Genomic DNA, 21104 nt, shown 5'->3' with positions numbered 1-21104 from the left:
GTGGCTCGCGACACTGGACGGACGCCGAACCGAGGAGGACCCGTGACCGTCGCCCCCGACACCGCTGCCGTCGGTGACGCCCCGGCCCTCGTGCTGCCGGCGCCGGCCACCGCCGCCGTGACCCCGGAGGTCGTCGAGGCGGCCCGGGCCCGGGCCCGCGACGCCGCCCGTCGCGCCGGGGTCCGGTTGCGCGAGCTGCACGGCATCGACGACATGCGCGCCGCCGCCGAGGTGCTCGACCGCGTCTGGGGCACCGGCAGCGCAGCGGGGCGGACCGGCGACCAGCAGCTCGACCCGCGCCTCATGGTGGCCCTGCACGAGGCGGGCGGCTACCTCGTCGGGGTCGCCGCCACCGCCACCGACGCAGACACGGACGACGCCGGCGACGCCCCCGTCGACGGCGAGCTCATCGGCGCCGCAGTGGGTTTCCCGCGCTGGCCCGAGGGCCTGCACTCGCACATCGCCGGCGTGCTGCCCGGCTCGGCGCTGCGGGGCGTGGGCACCGCCCTGAAGCTGCACCAGCGGGCCTGGTGCCTCGAGCGCGGCATCCGGTCGGTGCTGTGGACCTTCGACCCGCTCGTCTCGCGCAACGCCCACCTCAACCTCGTCACCCTCGGCGCCGTCGCCGAGCGCTACCTCGTCGACGTGTACGGACCCATGGACGACGCCCTCAACCGGGGCGACCCCAGCGACCGGCTGCTCGTGCGGTGGGACCTGCTCACCGCCGAGCGCCACGAGGTGAGCGAGCCGACCGCCCGGGTCCTGCTGCGCGACGAGGGCGGCCACCCGGCATCCACCGCGCTCGACCCCGCCGGGGGTCCTGCCCGCGTGGGCGTCCCGGCCGACATCGAGGGCCTGCGACGCACCGACCCGGCGCTCGCGCTCAAGTGGCGCCTCGCCGTCCGCGACGCCCTCACCACCGCCCTGGCGGCGGGCCTGACGATCGTCGGGTTCGACGACCACCACTACGTCCTGGAAGGACGCGCATGAAGCTCACCGCGATGCGGCTGCACCGGGTCGACCTGCCCCTGGTCAGCCCCTTCACCACCTCGTTCTCGACCCAGACGGTGCGTCACGTCATGCTCGTCGAGGTGACGGCCGACGTCGACGGGCACGAGGTGACGGGCTGGGGCGAGAACGTCGCCATGAGCGACCCGCTCTACTCCGCCGAGCACGTCGACGGGTGCGAGGAGGTCATCCGCCGCTGGCTGGCCCCGACCCTCGCCGGTGTCGGTGACCTGACCGCCGAGACCGTGGGGCACCACCTGCGCCACGTCGTCGGCCACCCCATGGCCAAGGCGAGCCTCGAGATGGCGGTGCTCGACGCCCAGCTGCGGGCCCGGGGGCAGAGCTTCGGTGAGTACCTCGGGGGCACGACGGCATCCGTGCCCTCGGGTGTCTCGGTCGGCATCCACGACACGGTGCCGGCGCTGCTCGACGCCGTGCGCGGCTACCTCGAGGAGGGGTACGCGCGCATCAAGCTGAAGATCAAGCCCGGGTGGGACGCCCTGCCGGTGCGTGCGGTGCGGCGCGAGTTCGGCGACGACGTGCTGCTGCAGGTCGACGCCAACGCCGCCTACGGCCTCGCCGACACGGCGACCCTGCGGGCGCTCGACGAGTTCGACCTGCTGCTCATCGAGCAGCCCCTCGCCGAGGACGACCTGCGCCAGCACGCCGTGCTCGCCACCCGGCTGCGCACGCCCGTGTGCCTCGACGAGTCGATCGTGTCGGCCCGCTCGGCCGCCGACGCCATCGTCATGGGGGCGGCACAGGTCATCAACGTCAAGCCCGGTCGTGTGGGCGGCTACCTCGAGGCGGCGCGCATCCACGACCTCGCCCGCGCCCACGGCATCCCGGTGTGGTGCGGGGGGATGCTCGAGACGGGTCTCGGCCGCTCGGCGAACGCCGCGCTCGCGTCGCTGCCCGGCTTCACCCTGCCCGGCGACATCTCGGGCTCGAACCGCTTCTACCGCGACGACATCACGACGCCGGTCGAGATGCACGACGGTCGCGTCGCCGTGACGACGCAGCCGGGGGTGGGGCTCGAGCCCGACCGCGAGCGTCTCGCCCGCCTCGGCGCCACCTCCGCGGAGGTGGCGCTCTGACGGGGGTCGCTCAGGCCTCGGCCCGGCCGGCGGCGCTCTGCTCGACGAAGGGGACGAGGTCGGCGACCGAGTCGACGACGCGGCTGGGCCGGTAGGGGAACTGCTCGATCTGGTGGCGCTGCGTCGAGCCCGTCAGCACGAGCACGGTGCGCAGGCCGGCCTCGAGGCCGCTGATGATGTCGGTGTCCATGCGGTCGCCGACCATGATCGTCGTCTCCGAGTGCGCGTCGAGGCGGTTGAGGGCGCTGCGCATCATGAGCGGGTTGGGCTTGCCGATGTAGTACGGCTGCCGGCCCGTCGCCGTCGAGATGAGGGCGGCGACCGAGCCGGTGGCCGGCAGCGTGCCGGCCGGGCTCGGTCCGCTCGGGTCGGGGTTGGTGGCGATGAAGCGCGCGCCGCCCTCGATGAGCCGGATCGCCTTGGTGATCGCCTCGAAGGAGTAGGTGCGGGTCTCGCCGAGCACGACGTAGTCGGGGTCGCGGTCGGTCATGACGTAGCCGACGTCGTGCAGCGCGGTCGTGAGGCCCGCCTCGCCGACGACGTACGCGGTGCCGTCGGGCCGCTGGTCGAGCAGGAACTGGGCGGTCGCGAGGGCGGAGGTCCAGATGGCCGACTCGGGGACGTCGATCCCGCTGAGCAGCAGGCGGGCCCGCAGGTCGCGCGGGGTGAAGATCGAGTTGTTGGTCAGGACGAGGAAGCCCATGCCCGAGCGCCGCAGGGCCTGCACGAGCTCGGCCGCCCCGGGGATCGCGTCCTCCTCGTGCACGAGGACGCCGTCCATGTCGGTCAGCCAGGTCTCGACGGTGCGCGGGGCGGTCATGGGCCCCATTGTGCTCGCCCACCGGCACCCGGCTCGGCGGCGCTCGGGTGGGGTTCGGTCGAGGTGGGCAGTCGCGGTGGGGCGCGACGTAATACCTCGACCGGATGCGGGGTGGCGTCGGTCGAGGTGGGCAGTCGCGGTGGGGGGCGACGTAATACCTCGACCGGAGGCCGGGTGGTGCGGGTGGAGGTGATCGGCGACCGTCGGCGGTCGCACACCACCTCCACTCAGGCGGTGGCGCTCGGGTTGGGTTCGGTCGAGGTGGGCGGTCGCGGTGGGGCGAGCGATTACCTCGACCCGGTGCCGGGTGGCGGGGTTGGAGGTGGGCGGTCGCGGTGGGGCGCGACGTGATACCTCGACCGGAGCGAGGTGGCGGGGTGGAGGTGGTCGGCGACCGTCGGTGGTCGCGCACCACCTCCACTCAGGCGGTGGCGCTCGGGTTGGGTTCGGTCGAGGTGGGCGGTCGCGGTGGGGCGAGCGATTACCTCGACCGGATGCGGGGTGGCGTCGGTCGAGGTGGGCGGTCGCGGTGGGGCGCGACGTGATACCTCGACCCGGTGCCGGGTGGCGTCGGTCGAGGTGGGCGGTCGCGGTGGGGCGCGACGTAATACCTCGACCGGATGCCGGGTGGTGCGGGTGGAGGTGGTCGGCGACCGTCAGTGGTCGCGCACCACCTCCACTCAGGCGGTGGCGCTCGCGGCGTGCGACATCGACTGGGTGGCGATGGCGTGGTCGATGCGGTCGGCGGTGAGGACGTGTTGGGTGACCATGGTGGCGGCGCCGATGACGCCGGCTTGGCGGCCGGTGGTGGCGGGGACGATCTGGAGGTCTCCGGTGGCCAGGGGGAGGGAGCGGCCGTAGACGACTTCGCGGACGCCGGCGATGAGGGACTCTCCGGCGCCGGCGAGGGAGCCGCCGATGACGATGACGGAGGGGTTGAGCAGGGAGACGCAGGTGGCCAGGACCTCGCCGATGGTGCGTCCGGCTTGTCGGACGGCGTGGGCGGTGGGGATGGAGCCGGAGCGGACGAGCTGGACGATGTCCTCGTTGCTGGTGGCGGTGATGCCGTGGGCGTGGAGGCTGGTGGTGATGGCGGGTCCGCCGGCGACGGCTTCGAGGCAGCCGGTGTTGCCGCAGCGGCACAGGACCTGGGCGTGGCCGGGGGCGGCGACGTGGCCGAGGTCGCCGGCGGCGCCGACGGCGCCGCGGTGCAGGCGGCCGCCGGAGATGATGCCGGCGCCGATGCCGGTGGCGACCTTGACGAAGAGCAGGTGTTGGACGTGGGGGTGGGCGGCGGCGTGTTCGCCCAGGGCCATGATGTTGACGTCGTTGTCGACGAGGACGGGCACGGGCCCGGTGGCCGACCCGGGTGAGCCGGCCGAGCTGCCGGTGGGGAAGCCGGTGTCGAGCCGGAGGGCGGTGGCGAGGTGGTGGGGGACGTCGTAGCGGTCCCAGCCGGGCATGATCGGGGGTTGCATGGGGCGGCCGGTGGAGTGTTCGACGGGGCCGGGCAGGCCGATGCCGATGCCGACGAGGTCGGTGCGGTCGCGTCCGGACTGGGTCAGGAGGCGTTCGATGGTGGTGGCGAGCCAGTCCAGGACGGGGGCGGGTCCGTCGGTGATGGTGATGGGTTCGGCGATCTCGCAGAGGGGTCGGCCGAGGAGGTCGGTGAGGGCGACGTGGCCGTGGGTGGCGCCGATGTCGGCGCCGACGACGACCCGCGCCTGAGGGTTGAACGCGAACCGCACCGGTGGTCGCCCACCCGTCGACGCAGCCTCTCCGACGGGTCCGAGCAGGCCTGTCGCGAGCAGGGCGTCGACGCGCTGGCCCACCGTCGACCGGGCCAGACCGGTCAGCTTCGCGAGCTCGGCGCGGGTACGCGGCCGACCGTCACGGAGCAGCTGGAGCAGCTCGCCCGCCCCGTTCGAGGGTACGGGCGGGCCCGAGACCCCTCCTGCTGCACGCATGCAGGCAGTAAAGCATCGACGGCTTAAGCATTCCATCCGGCGACCTTCAGACGAACGTAAAAAAACTTTTGCTTGACCTCCGAACAAAAGTGGTCCACGGTGTGACCCATGACCTCTCAAGGAAGAGACGAAGCGAGCGCACCCCTGTTGCGCATGACCGGCGTGGTCAAGCGCTTCCCGGGCGTCGTCGCGCTCGGTGGTGTCGACCTCGACGTCCGCGCCGGCGAGGTGCACTGCCTCCTCGGCCAGAACGGTGCCGGCAAGAGCACGCTCATCAAGACGCTCGCCGGCGTCCACGAGAGCGACGAGGGCACGATCGAGTGGGAGGGCGAGACCGTCCGCCTCAACAACCCGCAGGCGTCGATGGACATCGGCATCGCGACGATGTACCAGGAGCTCGACCTCGTGGGCGGCCTCACCGTCGCCGAGAACCTCTTCCTCGGTCACGAGAAGGCGCGGTTCGGCTTCTCGCAGCGCGGCGCCGCCAACAAGGAGGCGCGCCGGCTCATGGCCCGCCTCGGGCACCCGGAGATCGCCCCGACCCGTGAGGTGGGCTCGCTCTCCGCGGCGTCGCAGCAGATCGTCAGCATGGCCCGCGCCCTCACGCGCAACGCCAAGCTCATCATCATGGACGAGCCGTCGGCCGTGCTCGACGCGGGCGAGGTCGAGCAGCTGTTCGCCGTCGTGCGCGAGGTGACCGACCAGGGTGTCGCCATCATCTACATCTCGCACCGCCTCGAGGAGATCCGCCAGATCGGCGACCGGGTCACCGTCCTCAAGGACGGCAAGACGGTCACGACCGGCCTCGACGCCAAGACCACCCCGACGACCGAGCTCATCCGGCACATGACCGGTCGAACCGTCGAGAACGTCTTCCCCGACCGCAGCCACATCGAGGATGCCGCGCCGCTCCTTCGCGTCGAAGGCCTGACCCGCGTCGGCGAGTTCCACGACATCTCCTTCGACGTGCGACCCGGTGAGGTCGTCGGCATCGCCGGCCTCGTCGGCGCCGGCCGGTCGGAGATCGTCGAGACGATCTTCGGCGCCCGCAAGGCGAGCTCCGGCACGGTGAGCGTCGGGGGCGAGAAGCTCAAGGGCGGCTCCATCACGTCGGCCGTCGCGGCGGGCATCGGGCTTGCCCCGGAGGAGCGCAAGAGCCAGGCGCTCATCCTCGGCGCCTCCCTCGCCTCGAACATCAGCCTCGCCAGCCTCACCCGCTTCTCGAAGGCCGGGATGCTCGACCGACGCAGCGAGAACGAGGAGGCCGACCGCCTCCTCGAGTCGCTCGACGTCCGCCCGCGCGGTGCCCAGCGCGAGTCGCGCACCCTCTCGGGCGGCAACCAGCAGAAGGTCGTCCTGGCCCGGTGGCTGCTCCGCGGCTGCCGCGTCCTGCTCCTCGACGAGCCCACCCGTGGTGTCGACGTCGGCGCCCGCTCCGAGATCTACGCCCTCATCCGGCGCCTCACCGACAGCGGCGTCGCCGTCGTCGTCGTCTCCAGCGAGATCCCCGAGGTCCTCGGGCTCGCCGACCGGGTGCTGGTCCTCGCCGGCCGCACCATCCAGCACGAGGGACCGGCCACCGAGCTCGACGAGCACGCCGTCCTCGACATCATCCTGAAGGGAGACGCGGCATGAGCGCCGACGTCACGAAGGCCGACCAGGGCGCGGCGGCGACCGACGCCAACCCCAGCGCGAACCCGCCGAACGACCCCAGCGGCACGCACGGTCTCGCCGGCACCGGCCCGGCCGTCGCGGCCGCCGACGCGAAGCCGCGGGAGAAGGGTGGCATCGGCGCCTTCCTCAGCGGCTCGGCCGGTCGCAGCACCGGGCTCGTCATCGCCCTCATCGTGCTGATCATCGTCGGCATCGTCACCGGCGGCGACCGCTTCGCCAGCACGGCCAACGCGCTCACGGTGTTGCGAGCGGGCTCGGTCATCGGCGTCGTCAGCATCGGTATGACCTTCGTCATCTGCGGTGGCGGCATCGACCTGTCGGTCGGTGCGATCGTCGCCCTCTCGTCGGTGTGGGCCACGACCCTCGCCACGCAGACCCTGGCGGCCGACACGCACTGGATCGTGCTCGTCTTCGTCGCCCTCGTCGTCGGCGCCGTCTGTGGCCTCGTCAACGGGGTGCTCATCGCGTACGGCAAGCTCGCAGCGTTCATCGCCACCCTGGCGATGCTCGCCGCCGCCCGCGGGCTCGCCGAGCTCATCGCCCAGCGCCGCACGCAGATCGTGCGCGACCGCGACTTCATCAACTTCTTCGGCGGCAGCGTGCTCGGCATCCCCGTGCTCGTCATCATCTTCGCCGTCGTCGCGGTCATCGGCTGGGTGCTGCTCAACCGCACGACCTTCGGCCGCCGCACCCTCGCCGTCGGCGGCAACCCCGAGGCCGCCCGCCTCGCCGGCATCCGCGTGCAGCGTCACACGATGTACCTCTACGTCCTGCTCGGGCTCGCCTGCGGTCTCGCCGCGGTCATGCTCATGGCCCGCACGAACACCGGCACCTCGACGCACGGCACGCTCTACGAGCTCGACGCCATCGCCGCGGTCGTCATCGGCGGCACGTTGCTCAGCGGCGGTCGCGGCACCATCGTCGGCACCGTCATCGGCGTGCTCATCTTCACGACGCTGACCAACGTCTTCACCCTCAACAACCTCGACACCTCGACGCAGGCGGTCGCCAAGGGCGCCATCATCGTCGCCGCCGTCCTGCTGCAGCAGCGGGTCTCGCGCCCCAGCCGCACCTAGCGCCGGACCGCCACCGGCCGCGGCCGACCAGACGTACCACCGCACCACAGCACGACCGCCTCACCGCCGGCGCCTTTCCGGGGTGCCCGGCACGAGCCGCACAGCACCACTCACCCGCACCATCCAGCAGCATCCACAGCACGACCTGCGCACCATCGCAGTCCGCACAGCACCAACTCACAGCACCACCGCTCACATAGGAGTCAGCGTGACCGCAGCACCCGCCCGTACCCGCACCCGCACCCTCGCCGTCGCGGTCGTCGCCCTCTCGGCCTCGCTCGTCGCCGCCGGGTGCACGAGCAACACGCCCGAGGCAGCGGCACCGGCCGGCAACGGCTCGACCCAGGCCCCCGCCGGCAACGCCGGCTCGAGCAACGACGCCCCCGGCGAGAAGGTCACCATCGGCTTCTCCGGCCCCGCGGCCGACCACGGCTGGCTCGGTGCGATCAACAGCGCCGCCCAGGAGGAGGCGAAGAAGTTCTCCGACGTCGACCTCAAGGTCGCCGAGGGCACGAACGACGCCAGCGCGCAGATCGCCCAGATCGAGACCTTCATCAACGACAAGGTCGACGCCATCGTGCTGCTGCCGACCGACGGCGCCGCGCTGACGGACGTCGCCACCAAGGCGATGAACGCCGGCATCCCGGTCATCAACGTCGACCGCGAGTTCAGCAGCCCCTTCGCCGCCCGCACGACCATCCTCGGCGACAACTACGGCATGGGCGTCTCCGCCGGCACGTACGCCTGCGAGCAGGTCAAGGAGAAGAACCTCAGCAACCCCGTCATCGCCGAGATCGCCGGCATCGACGCGCTGCCCCTGACGCAGGACCGCAGCAAGGGCTTCGCCGACGCGCTCAAGGCCTGTGGCCAGAACGTCGACAACCGCGTCGCCGCCGAGTTCACCGTCGAGTCGGGCGAGCGCCAGGCCTCGAACCTCATCCAGGCCGCGCCGAAGATCGACATCATGTGGAACCACGACGACGACCAGGGCATCGGCGTCATGGCCGCGCTCGACCAGGCCAACCGCCACGAGATGGTCTTCATCGGTGGCGCCGGCTCGGCCAACGCCATGCGCTGGATCCAGGAGGGCAAGATGGCCGCCACGGTCATCTACCCGCCGACCCAGGCCGCCGACGGCATCAACCTCGCCCGCCTCATCGCCCAGAACAAGGGCGTGAGCGACCTCGTCCAGGTCGAGGTGCCGAAGCGCGTCGTGCTCAACGCCCCCGTGGTGACCAAGGAGAACGTCGAGAAGTACCTGCCCCTCGGCTTCGAGTCGTGATCGGCGGTGGTGCCCGGCCGGCGACGGCCGGGCACCACCCCCTCCCGGCGCACCGACACCCCTCCCACGGACGTGAGGACCTCATGACCCACAGCAGCAAGCCCACCCTCGGAGTCGGCATGGTCGGCTACTCCTTCATGGGGCGGGCGCACTCGCAGGCCTGGCGCAACGCGCGCAGCTTCTTCAGCCCCGCCGCCCTCCCCGCCATGACGGTGGTCGCGGGCCGCGACGCGCAGGCCGCGCAGGAGACCGCAGACCGCTTCGGCTGGCAGGGCGTCGAGACCGACTGGCGCCGGCTGCTCGAGCGTGACGACGTCGACGTCATCGACATCTGCACGCCGGGCGACACCCACGCCGAGATCGCGATCGCGGCCCTCGCCGCGGGCAAGCACGTGCTCTGCGAGAAGCCGCTGGCCAACTCCGTCGCCGAGGCCGAGGAGATGACCCGCGCGGCCGAAGCCGCTGCCGCACAGGGGATCCGGTCGATGGTGGGCTTCACCTACCGCCGCGTCCCGGCCATCGCCCTGGCCCGGCAGCTCGTCGCCGAGGGCCGCGTCGGCCGGGTGCTCCACGTCCGTGGCGCCTACCTGCAGGACTGGCTCGTCGACCCGAGCTCGCCGATGACGTGGCGCATGCAGAAGGAGCGCGCCGGCTCCGGCGCCCTCGGCGACATCGGTGCCCACATCGTCGACCTCGCCCAGCACGTCACCGGGCAGACCCTCACCGGCGTCTCCGCCCTCACCGAGACCTTCGTCAAGCAGCGCCCCCTCGCCGGTGGCGGGGCGGGCAGCGGCATCACCGGTGGCACCGCCGACCATTCGGCCCCGATGGGCGACGTCACCGTCGACGACGCGGCGGTCTTCGTCTCGCGCCTCAGCGGTGGGGCCCTCGCGACCTTCGAGGCCACCCGCTACGCCACCGGCCGCAAGAACGCGATCCGCCTGGAGATCAACGGGACCGAGGGCTCGATCGCCTTCGACTTCGAGGACATGAACGTCCTGCAGGTGCACGACGCCTCGCTCGACCCGCGCGAGGGCGGCTTCACCCGGGTGCTCGTCACCGAGGCGAGCCACCCCTACGTCGCCGGCTGGTGGCCCCCGGGCCACGTGCTCGGCTACGAGCACGGCTTCACGCACCAGGCGGTCGACCTGCTCGACGCCATCGCCGCGGGCCAGGACCCGACGCCCTCGTTCGCCGACGGCCTGCAGATCCAGCGGGTGATCGCAGCGGTCGAGAGCAGCGCCGAGCACGAGAGTGCCTGGACGCCGGTCGAACCCGCCGGCACGGATGCCGGTCGGCCCGGTGACGAGATCACCGACGTCACCGGCGCCCACCCCGCCGCGACGGACGACGGGCACCTCGCCGCCGCCGACGGCATCCGCGTCTCCTCCCACGTCTGACCGCGCACCGCCGACGCGTCAGACCGCCCCACAGACCGCCGCCCCTCCACACCGGCCGTCACCCGACTTGCAGGACGGGCGACGGCCACCCTCCCCGTCCGAGCCGACCGCGCCGCCGCGAAAGGACGAGCGCCCCGCAGCCGCGGGACCACGAGCACCGCAGCAGCACAGCAGAACCGCAGCACCGCATGAACCGTCTCTGTCATTCCAGAAGGAGCACTCACCCATGCACGACAACGACGTCACCGAGGTCGACCAGGCCGACGAGGCCCCGCGCCAGCTCGCGCGCAAGCTCGGCCTCAACCGCCGCCAGTTCTTCGCCGCCAGCATGGGAGTCGGCGCCGCCGTCGCCCTGACCCCCGGCGTCGCCTCGGCCGCCGGCCAGGCGAAGGCCGCCGTCTCCGGCGAGCTCGTCATCCCGCGCGGCAAGCGCGGCATCATCCTCTACACGGTGCGCGACGCCATCAGCCGCGACCCCGCCACGAGCCCGTACGCATCCGGCTTCAAGGCCGTGTTCGAGGAGCTCTCGCGCATCGGCTACAAGCAGATCGAGTTCGCCGGCTTCCGCCAGAGCGTCAACGCGCCCGGCGGAGACGTCAACAGCGTGGAGGGCGCCAAGCTGCTGCGCACGTGGCTCGACGCCAACGGTCTCAAGGCCCAAGGCAACCACGGGTCGATCCCCTCGACCATCACCCCCGAGACGCTGACGGCGTTCGACACCTTCTGCGAGGTCGCGAACATCCTCGGCATGAAGCACATCGGCACCGGCAGCGACCCGACGAGCAGCGACCAGAAGGCCGACTGGGACGCCGCGGCCGACCGCTGGAACTTCCTCGGTCGTCGTGCGCAGCGCAACGGCCTGCGTCTCTACACGCACAACCACGACGCGGCGTACGGCTTCCTCAAGGACAGCGGGCCGCTCGACGAGGCCGGCAAGTACACGGCGTCCTCGGGCATCCGCCGTCTCGAGTACTTCCTGCAGCGCACCGACCCGCGCTACGTCTTCCTCGAGATGGACATCTTCTGGGCGCACGTCGCCAAGTTCAAGCACGTCGCCTACACCGCGGCCGACGGCAGCATGGTCGAGGACCTCTTCGACCCGCTCGCCGTCGTCCAGGCGCAGCCGAAGCGCTTCCCCCTCTTCCACGCCAAGGACGGTGACTCCCGTCCCGACCTGCCCAACGGCTGGGAGATGACGCCGTTCGGCCTCGGGGACATCGACTACCGCACGTTCCTCAGCAGCACGGGCGGTCCCTCGGGCTACCACAACCCGATGTGGGAGCAGGACACGGCGCCGAGCACGGAGAACCCGGCTCAGTCGCTCCAGCTCGCCGAGCTCAGCTACGACATGATGGCCACCCTCCGCAAGTGATGGCCTCCCGCACCCGCGCGGCGTCGTGCCGGTCGCACCCACCGGTGCCCGGCCGGTGCGACGCCGCCCGGATGCAGCACCGGCCCCCGGGGAGCGCAGTGCCGTTGCAGCGGCGCGCTCACCCGGGGACCGGCTTCCGCCCGTCTCTGTCAAGAAGGACGTACCGATGAATGCTACTTCCCGCTCGGGAGCGAGGAGGTGGGTTGCGACAACTGCCGCCGCAGCCCTCGCCGCCACGACTCTCGGTGGCCTGGCCACGCTCCCGGCCCAGGCCCACGACGGTGTCGACCACGGTGACACCCCGGCACTCGACTGGAGCAACTACGAGAAGATCACCCTCACCAAGGACACCGGTGAGCCGATCGACCTCGCGGTCATGCCAGACCTGCGCGTGCTCACCACGGCCCGCAACGGCGACATCCGCCTGACCGACCCCGACACCGGTGCCGTCAAGGTCATCAACACGGTGCCGGTCTACAACAACAGTGAGGACGGCCTGCAGACCGTCACGCTCGACCCCGACTTCGACACGAACAAGTGGGTCTACCTCTACTACGCCCCCCGCACGATGGAGGCGCCGTACCCGACGACGACCCCGACCGGGTCGGCGCCGAACACCCTGCCCGCTGGCGCCGACGCGTCGTACTGGGACCAGTGGAAGGGCTACAACCAGCTGACCCGCGCCAAGTGGAACGACGCCACCGACTCGATCGACATGGCGACCGAGCAGGTCATCATCAAGGTCGAGACCCAGCGCGGCCAGTGCTGCCACGTCGGTGGTGACGTCGACTTCGACGACGACGGCAACGTCTACATCGCCACCGGTGACAACACCCCGGCGAGCACGCCCGGCGCCAACGGCTTCGCCCCGAACAACGACGCCCCCGGCTTCAACCCCGGCTTCGACTCACGTCGCGGCGCCGGCAACAGCAACGACCTGCGCGGCAAGATCATCCGCATCACGGTCGCCGAGGACGGTAGCTACACGGTCCCCGCCGGCAACCTGTTCGCGCCGGGCACCGAGAAGACCCGCCCCGAGATCTTCGTCATGGGCGTGCGCAACCCGTTCCGCATGGACGTCGACCCGCAGACCAACTCGGTCACGTGGGGCGACTACGGCCCGGATGCCGGTGCGCCGGACCCGAACCGCGGCCCCCTCGGCTACGTCGAGTGGCAGAGCACCGCCATCGACAAGCCGATCAACGGTGGCTGGCCCTACTGCACGGGCGACCAGTTCAACTACAACGAGTGGAACTACGAGACGGCCACCCCGCGTGAGTTCTTCGACTGCGCCGGCGGCCCGACCAACAACTCGCGTTGGAACACCGGCCTGACCCAGCTGCCCCCGGCCACGCCGGCGACGCTCTACTACGGCGACAACAACACCCACCAGCCGTGGCCCGAGCTCACCGACTTCAGCCCCTCCGGCGGCCAGGGCCCCATGGGCGGTCCGGTCTACCACTACGACGCCGACAACCCGTCGACGACGAAGTTCCCGCAGTACTGGGACAAGAAGGCGTTCTTCGCCGAGTTCTCGCAGGACTACCTCGCCGCCTTCACGGTGCAGTGGCCCAATGGACCCGTCGACCACATCGAGCAGTTCCTGCCCAACGCCGACCTCGAGACCAACGGCCAGCCGATCACCGACAGCCCGATCGACATCGAGTTCGGCCCCGACGGCTCGCTCTACGTCCTCGACTACGGCGACGGCTTCTTCCGCGCGAACCCCGACGCGGGGCTCTACCGCATCGACTACGCCGAGGGGAACAAGGCGCCCCAGGCGGCCATCTCCGCGAACCCGATCAGCTCGAGCACCGCGCCGCTGACGGTCACCTTCGACGGCTCGGCCTCGGTCGACCCCGAGGGTGAGGAGCTCACGTACGACTGGGACTTCAACGGCGACGGCACCTTCGACGCCACCGGTGTGACGGCCAGCTACACCTACACCGAGCTCGGCCGGTACTCGGCGCGCCTGCGCGTCACGGACCCGGAGGGCAAGGTCGGCCTCATCAGCACGTCGATCAGCGTCGGCAACGTCGCCCCGACGGTCAACATCACCAAGCCCGCCAACGGCTCGTTCTTCGACTGGGGCCAGGCGGTCCCGTTCCAGGTGTCGACGACCGACCCCGAGGACGGCAACGCCACCGTGTGCTCGCGCGTCTCGTGGACCTTCGGGCTCGGGCACGACCAGCACGCGCACCCGCTGAGCCAGGGCACGGGCTGCCAGTTCGCCATCCCGACCCCGGCCGACGCGACCGAGCACGGTGAGACCGAGAACATCTTCGGTGTCGTCGTCATCACCTACACGGATGCCGGGGCGAACGGTCTTCCGGGCGCCACGACCACCGAGTCGCTCATCCTCAACCCCAAGGAGCAGCAGGCCGAGTGGGCCGACGACACCAAGGGCGTCGAGATCGTCGGTGACGACACCGCGAGCGGCCGCTTCAAGGTGACCTCGTTCGACAAGGGTGACCACCTCGCCTACGACCCGGCCAACCTCGCCGGCATCACCTCGGTGACGGCGCGCGGCGCCGGCACGGGCACCCTGGCCCTGCGCTGGAACAGCCCGAGCGGCCCGCCCTTCGCCCGCATCGCGATGTCGGGTGCGGCGGACGTCTGGTCGGAGAAGAGCGTCAACCTGCGCAACGCCCCGATCGGGACGGGCAAGCTGTACGTCACCTCCACCGGTGGCGTCGTGCTCGACTCGCTCACGTTCGCCGGCAACGGCGTCGCCGACACCACGGCCCCCGTCACCACGGTGACGACGAGCCCGGCGGCCCCCAACGGTGCCAACGGCTGGTACACCAGCGACGTCACCCTCACGGCGACGGCCACCGACGACGGCACCGTGGCGGCGCGTGAGCGCTCCACCGACGGTGGCGCCACGTGGGTCAGCGCCACCACGCCCCTCGTCGTCAGCACCGAGGGCGTCACCACCGTGCAGTTCCGCTCGCGGGACAACGGCGGTAACGTCTCCCGGGTCGTCACGAAGGTCGTCAAGCTCGACAAGACCGCTCCGGTGGTCACCGTGTCGGGGGTCCGCAACGGTGCCTCCGTCGGCGACGCGGCGCAGGTCTCGTGGGTCGTCACCGACGCCACGAGCGGGGTCGCGACGACCTCGGTCACCGTCGACGGCACCGCCGTCGCGGCCGACCGTCCGCTCGACCTGTGGCGCCTGTCGCTCGGCTCGCACCGCATGGTCGTCACGACGACCGACAAGGCGGGCCTGACGACGTCGACGAGCCTCACCTTCACGACCACCACCTCCCTCGCGGAGCTCGGCGAGCTCGTCGACCTCCTCGACCAGGCGGGGTACGTGTCCGGTGACGGTGCGTCGCAGCTGAAGGGCTACCTCAACCGGGCCAAGGCCGCGGCCGACGCCGGTCGCACCGCTGCCGCCATCCGTGAGGTGCGGGGCTTCTCGCAGCTGACGCGCTCGGTGGTCACGAACAACGCGGCCGGCAACGCCCTGCGCCGCGACGCGGACGCCGTCATCCGCGGGTGGCAGTGACGCGCGGCCCTCGGTCCCGGCGGGGCCGGTCGCTTCGGCACGACAGCCCCGCCGGTGAGGACGCAGGATCAGTAGGACCGCAGGACCAGCACCACCAGCACGACCACAGCTGAACAGTTCCACCAGCAGGACCGACCCGGCGGCGGCGAACCCGCCGCCGGGGCGGCCCGGCCGGCGCCCGGCGGGTCTCACCGAGACCCCGTCGGGCATCGGCCGGTCACCCATCGCAACGACGCCGAGGAGAGCACCCATGAACGACACCGACCGCACCGGACTGTGGCTCGTGGGGGCGAGAGGGTCCGTCGCGACGACCGTCGCGACGGGGCTCGCCATGATGACCTCGCGCGCGCACGGTCGTGACGGGCTCGTCACCGAGCTGCCCGTCTTCGTCGACGCGGGGCTGTGCCCCCTCGACGCCATCGTCACCGGCGGCCACGACGTCTCCGAGGCGCCGCTCGCCAAGCGCGCGGCCGCGCTGGCCGACGCCGGGGTCATCCCGGCATCCGCCCTCGTGCTCGTCGGCGACGAGCTCGACCGCGCCGACGAGCGCCTGCGCCGCGGCTACGACCCGGAGGAGGAGGGGCAGGCCGAGGGCGTGCAGCGCCTCGCCGACGACATCCGTGAGTTCCGTGAGCGCGAGGGTCTGGCGCGCGTCGTCGTCGTCAACGTCAGCTCGACCGAGCCCGTGGCGCAGGACGACCCGGCCTTCGAGTCGCTCGCGGAGCTCGAGAGCGCTTGGGCCGCAGGGCGTTCGCCGCTGCCGCCCAGCAGCACCTACGCCGCCGCCGCGTTCCTCGCCGGCGCGGCCTTCGTCGACTTCACCCCCTCCACGGGTGCCCGCGTGCCCGCGCTGCGTGAGCTCGCCGAGCGCGAGCAGGTGCCGTGGGGCGGCAGCGACGGCAAGACGGGCGAGACCCTCGTCAAGTCGGTGCTCGCCCCCATGTTCGCCGCCCGGGCACTGCGCGTGCGCTCGTGGAGCGGCACCAACCTGCTCGGCGGCGGCGACGGCGCGACGCTGGCCGACCCCGACGCGATGGCGAGCAAGGCCGTCAGCAAGGCCCGCGGCCTCGAGGCGATGCTCGGCTACCCCGTCGAGGGCCCCGTGCACATCGACAACATCACCGACCTCGGCGACTGGAAGACCGCCTGGGACAACATCACCTTCAGCGGCTTCCTCGGCACCCGCATGACGATGCAGTTCACGTGGCAGGGGTGCGACTCCAGCCTCGCGGCGCCGCTCGTCATCGACATCGCGCGACTGGCCGACCTCGCCCTGCGCCGCGGCGAGAGCGGCCCGATGACCCAGCTCGGCTTCTTCTTCAAGGACCCGGTCGACAGCGAGGAGCACCAGCTCTTCACCCAGCTCGACTCCCTCGGCCGGTGGGCCTGCGCCTCGTGACCCGGCTGCGCGACCTCGTCGAGCTCGTCCGGGCCCCGGCGGCCCTCACCGTGCCGGGCGACAGCCTGGCCGGCGCCGCGAGCGCGGGCTGGCCGGGCAGCGCCCGGGGCGTCGCCCTGCTCCCGGTCGCCTCGACCTGCCTCTACTGGGCCGGCATGGCGCTCAACGACTACGCCGACCGCGAGCAGGACGCCGTGGAGCGGCCGGAGCGGCCGATCCCCTCCGGGCGGATCACCGCGCGGACGGCGCTGGGCGTGGCGGCCGGTCTGACGGCGGCCGGCGTCGGGCTGGCGGCGGCCGCCGGCGGGCGCACCGCAGCGGTCACGGCGGGCGCCCTCGCGGCGGCGGTCTGGGCCTACGACCTCGGCCCCAAGACCGGAGCCCTCGGGGCGGCCACCATGGCCTCGACCCGGGCCCTCGACGTCGTCCTCGGCGCGACCGCCGGTGGCGGCGCCGGTGTGCGGCGCTCTCTCGTCCCCGCTGCCCTCGTCGCCGGCCACACCGCCAGCATCACCTCCCTCAGCCGTGGAGAGGTGCACGGCACGAGTACCGCCTCCGCCCGGGGCAGCGCCGTGGCGACCGCCGCGGTCGCCGCCGCCGTGGGGCTGCACTCCCTCCGCACGTCGCCGAACCGCGCCTCCGGGGTCGTCACGGCCGCCCTGTCCGGGCTCTACGCCACGACCGTGCTCGCCGCCCAGCTGAAGGCCGTGCGCAGCCCCGACGGCCCGACCGTGCGACGGGCCACGGGTGCCGGCATCCGTGGTCTCGTGCCCCTGCAGGGGGCGCTCGCCGCCGCAGCCGGGAGCCCCGCCGTGGGGCTCGGCGTCGCGGCGTCGGCGCCGGTCGGTCGTTGGGCGATGAAGATGGTGTCGCCGACGTGAGCCTCCGGTTCGGCTACGGCCTCAACGGGTTCACCGACCACCGACTGCCCGACGCCCTCGCCGTCGTCGCGGGCCTCGGGTACGACGGCGTCGCCCTCACCCTCGACCACGCCCACCTCGACCCCTTCGGGCCCGGCCTCGCCGGCAGGGTCGCCGAGGCGGCCCGGCTGCTGTCGGGCCACGGCCTCGACGTCATGGTCGAGACCGGCGGCCGCTACGTGCTCGACCCCTGGCGCAAGCACCACCCGACGCTCGTCTCCGACGAGGGGCGCGAGCGCCGTCTCAAGCTGCTGCGCATCGCCCTGCGCGTCGCCGCCGACCTCGGGTCGCCCGCCGTGTCGTTCTGGAGCGGCACCGGACCGGAGGGGGTCGCCCGCGAGACGCTGCTGCAACGCCTCGACGCGGGTGTCGAGGCGTTGCTGCCGCTCGCCGACGAGCTCGGGGTCGACCTCGCCCTCGAGCCCGAGCCCGGCATGGTCGTCGAGCGCCTGCAGGATGCCGTCGACGTGCGGTCCCGTCTCGGCGAGCCCGACCGGCTGCGACTGACGGTCGACGTCGGCCACCTGCGCTGCAACGAGGAGGGTGCGCCGGGCGACCTCATCCGGTCCGTCGGCCCGCTCGTGCGCAACGTGCAGATCGACGACATGCGCCGGGGCACCCACGAGCACCTGCCCTTCGGCGAGGGCGAGGTCGACCTCCCGGGGGCGCTCGCAGCCCTGCAGGACATCGGCTTCGGCGGCCTCGTCGCCATTGAGCTGCCCCGACACACCCACATGGCGCCGGCCCTGGCGGCCGCGAGCCTCGACGCGCTGCGCGCCGCCGAGCGGCAGACGCATCCCACCGACGAGGAGGTCACCCGATGACGACCCGACCGACGGAGACCGGGGACACGAGCCCCGCCCGAGCAGGGCGGCAGCCGGCCGACGTCGCCGCGGCGGTCGCCCAGGTCGCGAGCGACCCGTCGCGCATCGACGTGCTCTTCCCGGCCGCACGACGTCTCGCCGTGCGCGAGGGGCTGGACCCCGACGAGGCGCGGGCCGGGCTGCTGCTCGCGCTGCCCAGCGACGCGGTCGCCGACGCCGTGGCCCGGGTCTACCACCAGGGCGACCCGGCCGAGAAGTACGCCGTGCTCGCCGCGCTGCCGCGCCTCGACGACGCCGAGCGGGAGGCCCGCATCGGTGATGCCGCCCTGCCCCTCGTGCGGGACGCGTTGCGCACCAACGACACCCGCCTCGTCGCCGCCGCCATGGGGCCGTACGCCGAACGCCATCTCGACGACGCCGCGTGGCGCCAGGCCGTGCTCAAGCTCGTGTTCATGGGCGTGCCGGTCTCGGTCGTCAGCGGCCTCGAGCGCCGGGCTGACGACGAGCTGGCCCGCATGGCGTCCGACTTCGCCGACGAGCGCCGGGCTGCCGGGCGCGTCGTGCCCACGGACGTCGACCTCCTGCTCGGACCCGGCCGACCGGCATCCGACACCACGTCATGACCACCCGGGCCGCGTGACGGCCGCGCGCCGCCCCCGCCCCGGAACCACCGACCGAGAGACCACCGCCGTGCGCATCTTCGACCCCCACATCCACATGACCTCCCGCACCACAGACGACTACCGCGCGATGTACGACGCCGGCGTGCGGGCCGTCGTCGAGCCCGCCTTCTGGCTCGGCCAGCCCCGCACCACCGTCGGCTCGTTCTGCGACTACTTCGACGCCATCCTCGGCTGGGAGCCGTTCCGCGCCGCCCAGTACGGCATCGCCCACCACGCGACGATCGGCCTCAACCCCAAGGAGGCCAACGACGCCCGGTGCCGTGAGGTGCTCGAGGTGCTGCCCCGCTACCTCGCCAAGGACCGCGTCGTCGCCGTCGGCGAGCTCGGCTACGACAGCATGACTCCGGAGGAGGACGAGGTCTTCTCGGCCCAGCTGGCGATGGCGGTCGAGCACGAGCTGCCCGCGCTCGTGCACACGCCGCACCGCGACAAGCTCAATGGCACCAGGCGCACCCTCGACGTCGTGCGCGAGTCGGGTCTCCCCATGGGCTCGGTGCTCGTCGACCACCTCAACGAAATGACGGTCGGCGTCGTCGCGGAGGCGGGTGCCTGGATGGGGTTCTCGGTCTACCCCGACACGAAGATGGACGAGCAGCGGATGGTCGCCATCCTCAAGGAGTTCGGCCTCGAGCGCATGCTCGTCAACTCGGCCGCCGACTGGGGCAACAGCGACCCGCTCAAGACGCGCAAGACCGCCGACGCGATGCTCGCCGCGGGCTTCAGCGACGACGACGTCGACCGGGTGCTGTGGCGCAACCCGGTCGAGTTCTACTCCCAGAGTGGACGACTCGAGCTCGACGACGACCTGGCCGCGGGGGAGACCTACCTCGGCAACTCGGTCCTGCGCGGCGGGAAGGACTGAGGCGTGCGCCTGCGCCACCCCTCCGGCGAGGTCGTGCACCTCGCCTACTGCACCAACGTGCACGGCGGCGAGACGGTCGACGAGATCGTCGGCCAGCTCGACCGTTTCGCGGTGCCGGTCCGCGAGCAGCTCGACACCGACCTGCTCGGCGTCGGGCTCTGGCTCAGCGCGCCCGTCGCCCGTGAGCTCGCGGGCGACCTGCGCGGGGCGGAGCGCCTGCGCGGCGAGCTGACCCGCCGGGGCCTGGAGACCGTGACCCTCAACGGTTTCCCCTTCCGCGGGTTCCAGGAGCCCGTCGTCAAGCTCAAGGTCTACCGCCCCGACTGGACCGAGACGGCGCGGCTCGAGTACACCCTCGACCTCGTCGACGTGCTCGGCGTGCTGCTGCCCGACGACGCCGCCCGGGGCAGCATCTCGACGCTGCCGCTCGCCTGGCGCGAGCCGTGGGACGCCGAGCGGGCCCGCGCCGCGGGCGACCAGCTCGCCGAGCTCGCCGACACGCTGCACGAGCGCCGCGAGCGCACCGGCCGCGAGATCCGCGTCGGGCTCGAGCCGGAGCCCGGCTGCGTCGTCGAGACGACGGACGAGGCCGTGGCCGCCGCGGAGGGGTGGGACCGCTCGGTGCTCGGCGTGTGCCTCGACCTGTGCCACCTCGCGGTGCAGTTCGAGGACGCGGCCGGGGCGACGGCCGCCCTCGCGGAGGCCGGGCTGTCCGTCGTGAAGTCGCAGGTCTCGGCGGCCCTGCACGTCGCCACCCCCCACGACGAGCAGACCCGGGCCGCGCTCGAGTCCTTCGACGAGGAGCGCTTCCTGCACCAGGTGCGCGCCGGCACCGGTACCCCGCCGCTGCCGTCGCGCGACGACCTCGGTGAGGCGCTCGGCACGACCCGTGAGGGGGCCGGGCCGCTCGACGCGACCGACGACGCGCCCTGGCGGGTGCACTTCCACGTGCCCCTCGGGCGTGACCCCGAGCCGCCGCTGACGTCGACGACGACCGAGCTGCGCGAGTCGCTCGGCGTCCTCGTCGGTGGGGAGCGCCCCCTCACCGACCACCTCGAGGTCGAGACCTACACGTGGTCGGTGGTGCCCGAGCACTCCCGACCCCGCGACGCGGGCGAGCTCGCCACCGGCATCGCCGGCGAGCTGGCCTGGGTGCGCGACGAGCTCGTGGCCCTCGGGCTGCACCAGCAATGACGACACAACGGAGAC

The 21104-nt window shown here is 72.4% G+C and carries 16 protein-coding genes; 14 read left to right on the top strand and 2 right to left on the bottom strand.

What is annotated here, in order from left to right; translation table 11 throughout:
• Positions 1–42 precede the first annotated feature (42 nt).
• The gene (locus DFJ68_RS14065; protein WP_245963659.1) at positions 43–990 is read left to right on the top strand and encodes a hypothetical protein; all 948 of its coding nucleotides are present in this window, start codon (positions 43–45) and stop codon (positions 988–990) included.
• Positions 987–2105 (top strand): o-succinylbenzoate synthase, encoded by a 1119-nt coding sequence (menC, locus tag DFJ68_RS14060; RefSeq protein ID WP_121034168.1) that lies wholly within the window; start codon positions 987–989, stop codon positions 2103–2105. Before DFJ68_RS14065 ends, menC begins: the two co-directional genes overlap by 4 nt.
• A gap of 10 nt (positions 2106–2115) precedes the next feature.
• On the opposite strand, the gene DFJ68_RS14055 is transcribed toward menC, so the two are convergent.
• Positions 2116–2934 (bottom strand): HAD-IIA family hydrolase, encoded by an 819-nt coding sequence (locus DFJ68_RS14055; RefSeq protein ID WP_372498842.1) that lies wholly within the window; start codon positions 2932–2934, stop codon positions 2116–2118.
• A 671-nt stretch (positions 2935–3605) separates the two neighbouring features.
• On the bottom strand, positions 3606–4892 hold the full coding sequence (locus tag DFJ68_RS14050; protein WP_211333370.1) for an ROK family transcriptional regulator: 1287 nt from the start codon (positions 4890–4892) through the stop codon (positions 3606–3608).
• A gap of 108 nt (positions 4893–5000) precedes the next feature.
• On the opposite strand from DFJ68_RS14050, the gene DFJ68_RS14045 reads away from it, so the two are divergent.
• The 12 genes from DFJ68_RS14045 to eboE all read left to right on the top strand — a co-directional run bounded on the left by DFJ68_RS14045 (position 5001) and on the right by eboE (position 21089).
• Positions 5001–6527, top strand: a complete 1527-nt coding sequence (locus DFJ68_RS14045) for a sugar ABC transporter ATP-binding protein (protein ID WP_245963658.1) — start codon at positions 5001–5003, stop codon at positions 6525–6527.
• On the top strand, positions 6524–7642 hold the full coding sequence (locus tag DFJ68_RS14040) for an ABC transporter permease (RefSeq protein ID WP_121034159.1): 1119 nt from the start codon (positions 6524–6526) through the stop codon (positions 7640–7642). Before DFJ68_RS14045 ends, DFJ68_RS14040 begins: the two co-directional genes overlap by 4 nt.
• Before the next feature lie 208 nt (positions 7643–7850).
• Complete coding sequence (locus tag DFJ68_RS14035) at positions 7851–8924, top strand: substrate-binding domain-containing protein (protein WP_121034157.1); 1074 nt, start codon at positions 7851–7853, stop codon at positions 8922–8924.
• 83 nt (positions 8925–9007) lie between these two features.
• The gene (locus DFJ68_RS14030; protein ID WP_121035394.1) at positions 9008–10324 is read left to right on the top strand and encodes a Gfo/Idh/MocA family protein; all 1317 of its coding nucleotides are present in this window, start codon (positions 9008–9010) and stop codon (positions 10322–10324) included.
• Positions 10325–10550: 226 nt separating this feature from the next.
• Positions 10551–11696, top strand: coding sequence for a sugar phosphate isomerase/epimerase family protein (locus DFJ68_RS14025; protein ID WP_121034155.1), 1146 nt, complete (start codon positions 10551–10553; stop codon positions 11694–11696).
• A 166-nt stretch (positions 11697–11862) separates the two neighbouring features.
• Positions 11863–15207 (top strand): PQQ-dependent sugar dehydrogenase, encoded by a 3345-nt coding sequence (locus tag DFJ68_RS14020; protein ID WP_121034153.1) that lies wholly within the window; start codon positions 11863–11865, stop codon positions 15205–15207.
• Between the two features lie 250 nt (positions 15208–15457).
• Positions 15458–16606, top strand: a complete 1149-nt coding sequence (locus DFJ68_RS14015; protein ID WP_121034151.1) for an inositol-3-phosphate synthase — start codon at positions 15458–15460, stop codon at positions 16604–16606.
• Positions 16588–17487 (top strand): SCO3242 family prenyltransferase, encoded by a 900-nt coding sequence (locus DFJ68_RS14010; RefSeq protein ID WP_211333369.1) that lies wholly within the window; start codon positions 16588–16590, stop codon positions 17485–17487. Before DFJ68_RS14015 ends, DFJ68_RS14010 begins: the two co-directional genes overlap by 19 nt.
• Positions 17484–18350, top strand: coding sequence for a sugar phosphate isomerase/epimerase family protein (locus DFJ68_RS14005; RefSeq protein ID WP_121034149.1), 867 nt, complete (start codon positions 17484–17486; stop codon positions 18348–18350). The genes DFJ68_RS14010 and DFJ68_RS14005 overlap by 4 nt, the downstream gene beginning before the upstream one ends.
• Positions 18347–18973, top strand: a complete 627-nt coding sequence (locus tag DFJ68_RS14000) for an EboA domain-containing protein (protein WP_170165779.1) — start codon at positions 18347–18349, stop codon at positions 18971–18973. Before DFJ68_RS14005 ends, DFJ68_RS14000 begins: the two co-directional genes overlap by 4 nt.
• 67 nt (positions 18974–19040) lie before the next feature.
• Positions 19041–19895, top strand: coding sequence for a TatD family hydrolase (locus DFJ68_RS13995; protein ID WP_121035391.1), 855 nt, complete (start codon positions 19041–19043; stop codon positions 19893–19895).
• 3 nt (positions 19896–19898) lie between these two features.
• Positions 19899–21089 (top strand): metabolite traffic protein EboE, encoded by a 1191-nt coding sequence (eboE, locus tag DFJ68_RS13990; RefSeq protein WP_121034147.1) that lies wholly within the window; start codon positions 19899–19901, stop codon positions 21087–21089.
• The last annotated feature ends 15 nt before the right edge of the window (positions 21090–21104 follow it).

It is taken from the genome of Terracoccus luteus (genome assembly GCF_003635045.1).
Taxonomy (GTDB): domain Bacteria; phylum Actinomycetota; class Actinomycetes; order Actinomycetales; family Dermatophilaceae; genus Terracoccus; species Terracoccus luteus.
This window is presented reverse-complemented; position numbering and strand designations above follow the sequence as displayed.

What these genes read in the sequence shown, in the direction of transcription:
- menC (WP_121034168.1), top strand. Translation starts at nt 987, where the DNA reads ATGAAGCTCACCGCGATGCGGCTGCACCGGGTCGACCTGCCCCTGGTC.
- DFJ68_RS14055 (WP_372498842.1), bottom strand. Translation starts at nt 2,934, where the DNA reads ATGGGGCCCATGACCGCCCCGCGCACCGTCGAGACCTGGCTGACCGAC.
- DFJ68_RS14050 (WP_211333370.1), bottom strand. Translation starts at nt 4,892, where the DNA reads ATGCGTGCAGCAGGAGGGGTCTCGGGCCCGCCCGTACCCTCGAACGGG.
- DFJ68_RS14045 (WP_245963658.1), top strand. Translation starts at nt 5,001, where the DNA reads ATGACCTCTCAAGGAAGAGACGAAGCGAGCGCACCCCTGTTGCGCATG.
- DFJ68_RS14040 (WP_121034159.1), top strand. Translation starts at nt 6,524, where the DNA reads ATGAGCGCCGACGTCACGAAGGCCGACCAGGGCGCGGCGGCGACCGAC.
- DFJ68_RS14030 (WP_121035394.1), top strand. Translation starts at nt 9,008, where the DNA reads ATGACCCACAGCAGCAAGCCCACCCTCGGAGTCGGCATGGTCGGCTAC.
- DFJ68_RS14025 (WP_121034155.1), top strand. Translation starts at nt 10,551, where the DNA reads ATGCACGACAACGACGTCACCGAGGTCGACCAGGCCGACGAGGCCCCG.
- DFJ68_RS14020 (WP_121034153.1), top strand. Translation starts at nt 11,863, where the DNA reads ATGAATGCTACTTCCCGCTCGGGAGCGAGGAGGTGGGTTGCGACAACT.
- DFJ68_RS14015 (WP_121034151.1), top strand. Translation starts at nt 15,458, where the DNA reads ATGAACGACACCGACCGCACCGGACTGTGGCTCGTGGGGGCGAGAGGG.
- DFJ68_RS14000 (WP_170165779.1), top strand. Translation starts at nt 18,347, where the DNA reads ATGACGACCCGACCGACGGAGACCGGGGACACGAGCCCCGCCCGAGCA.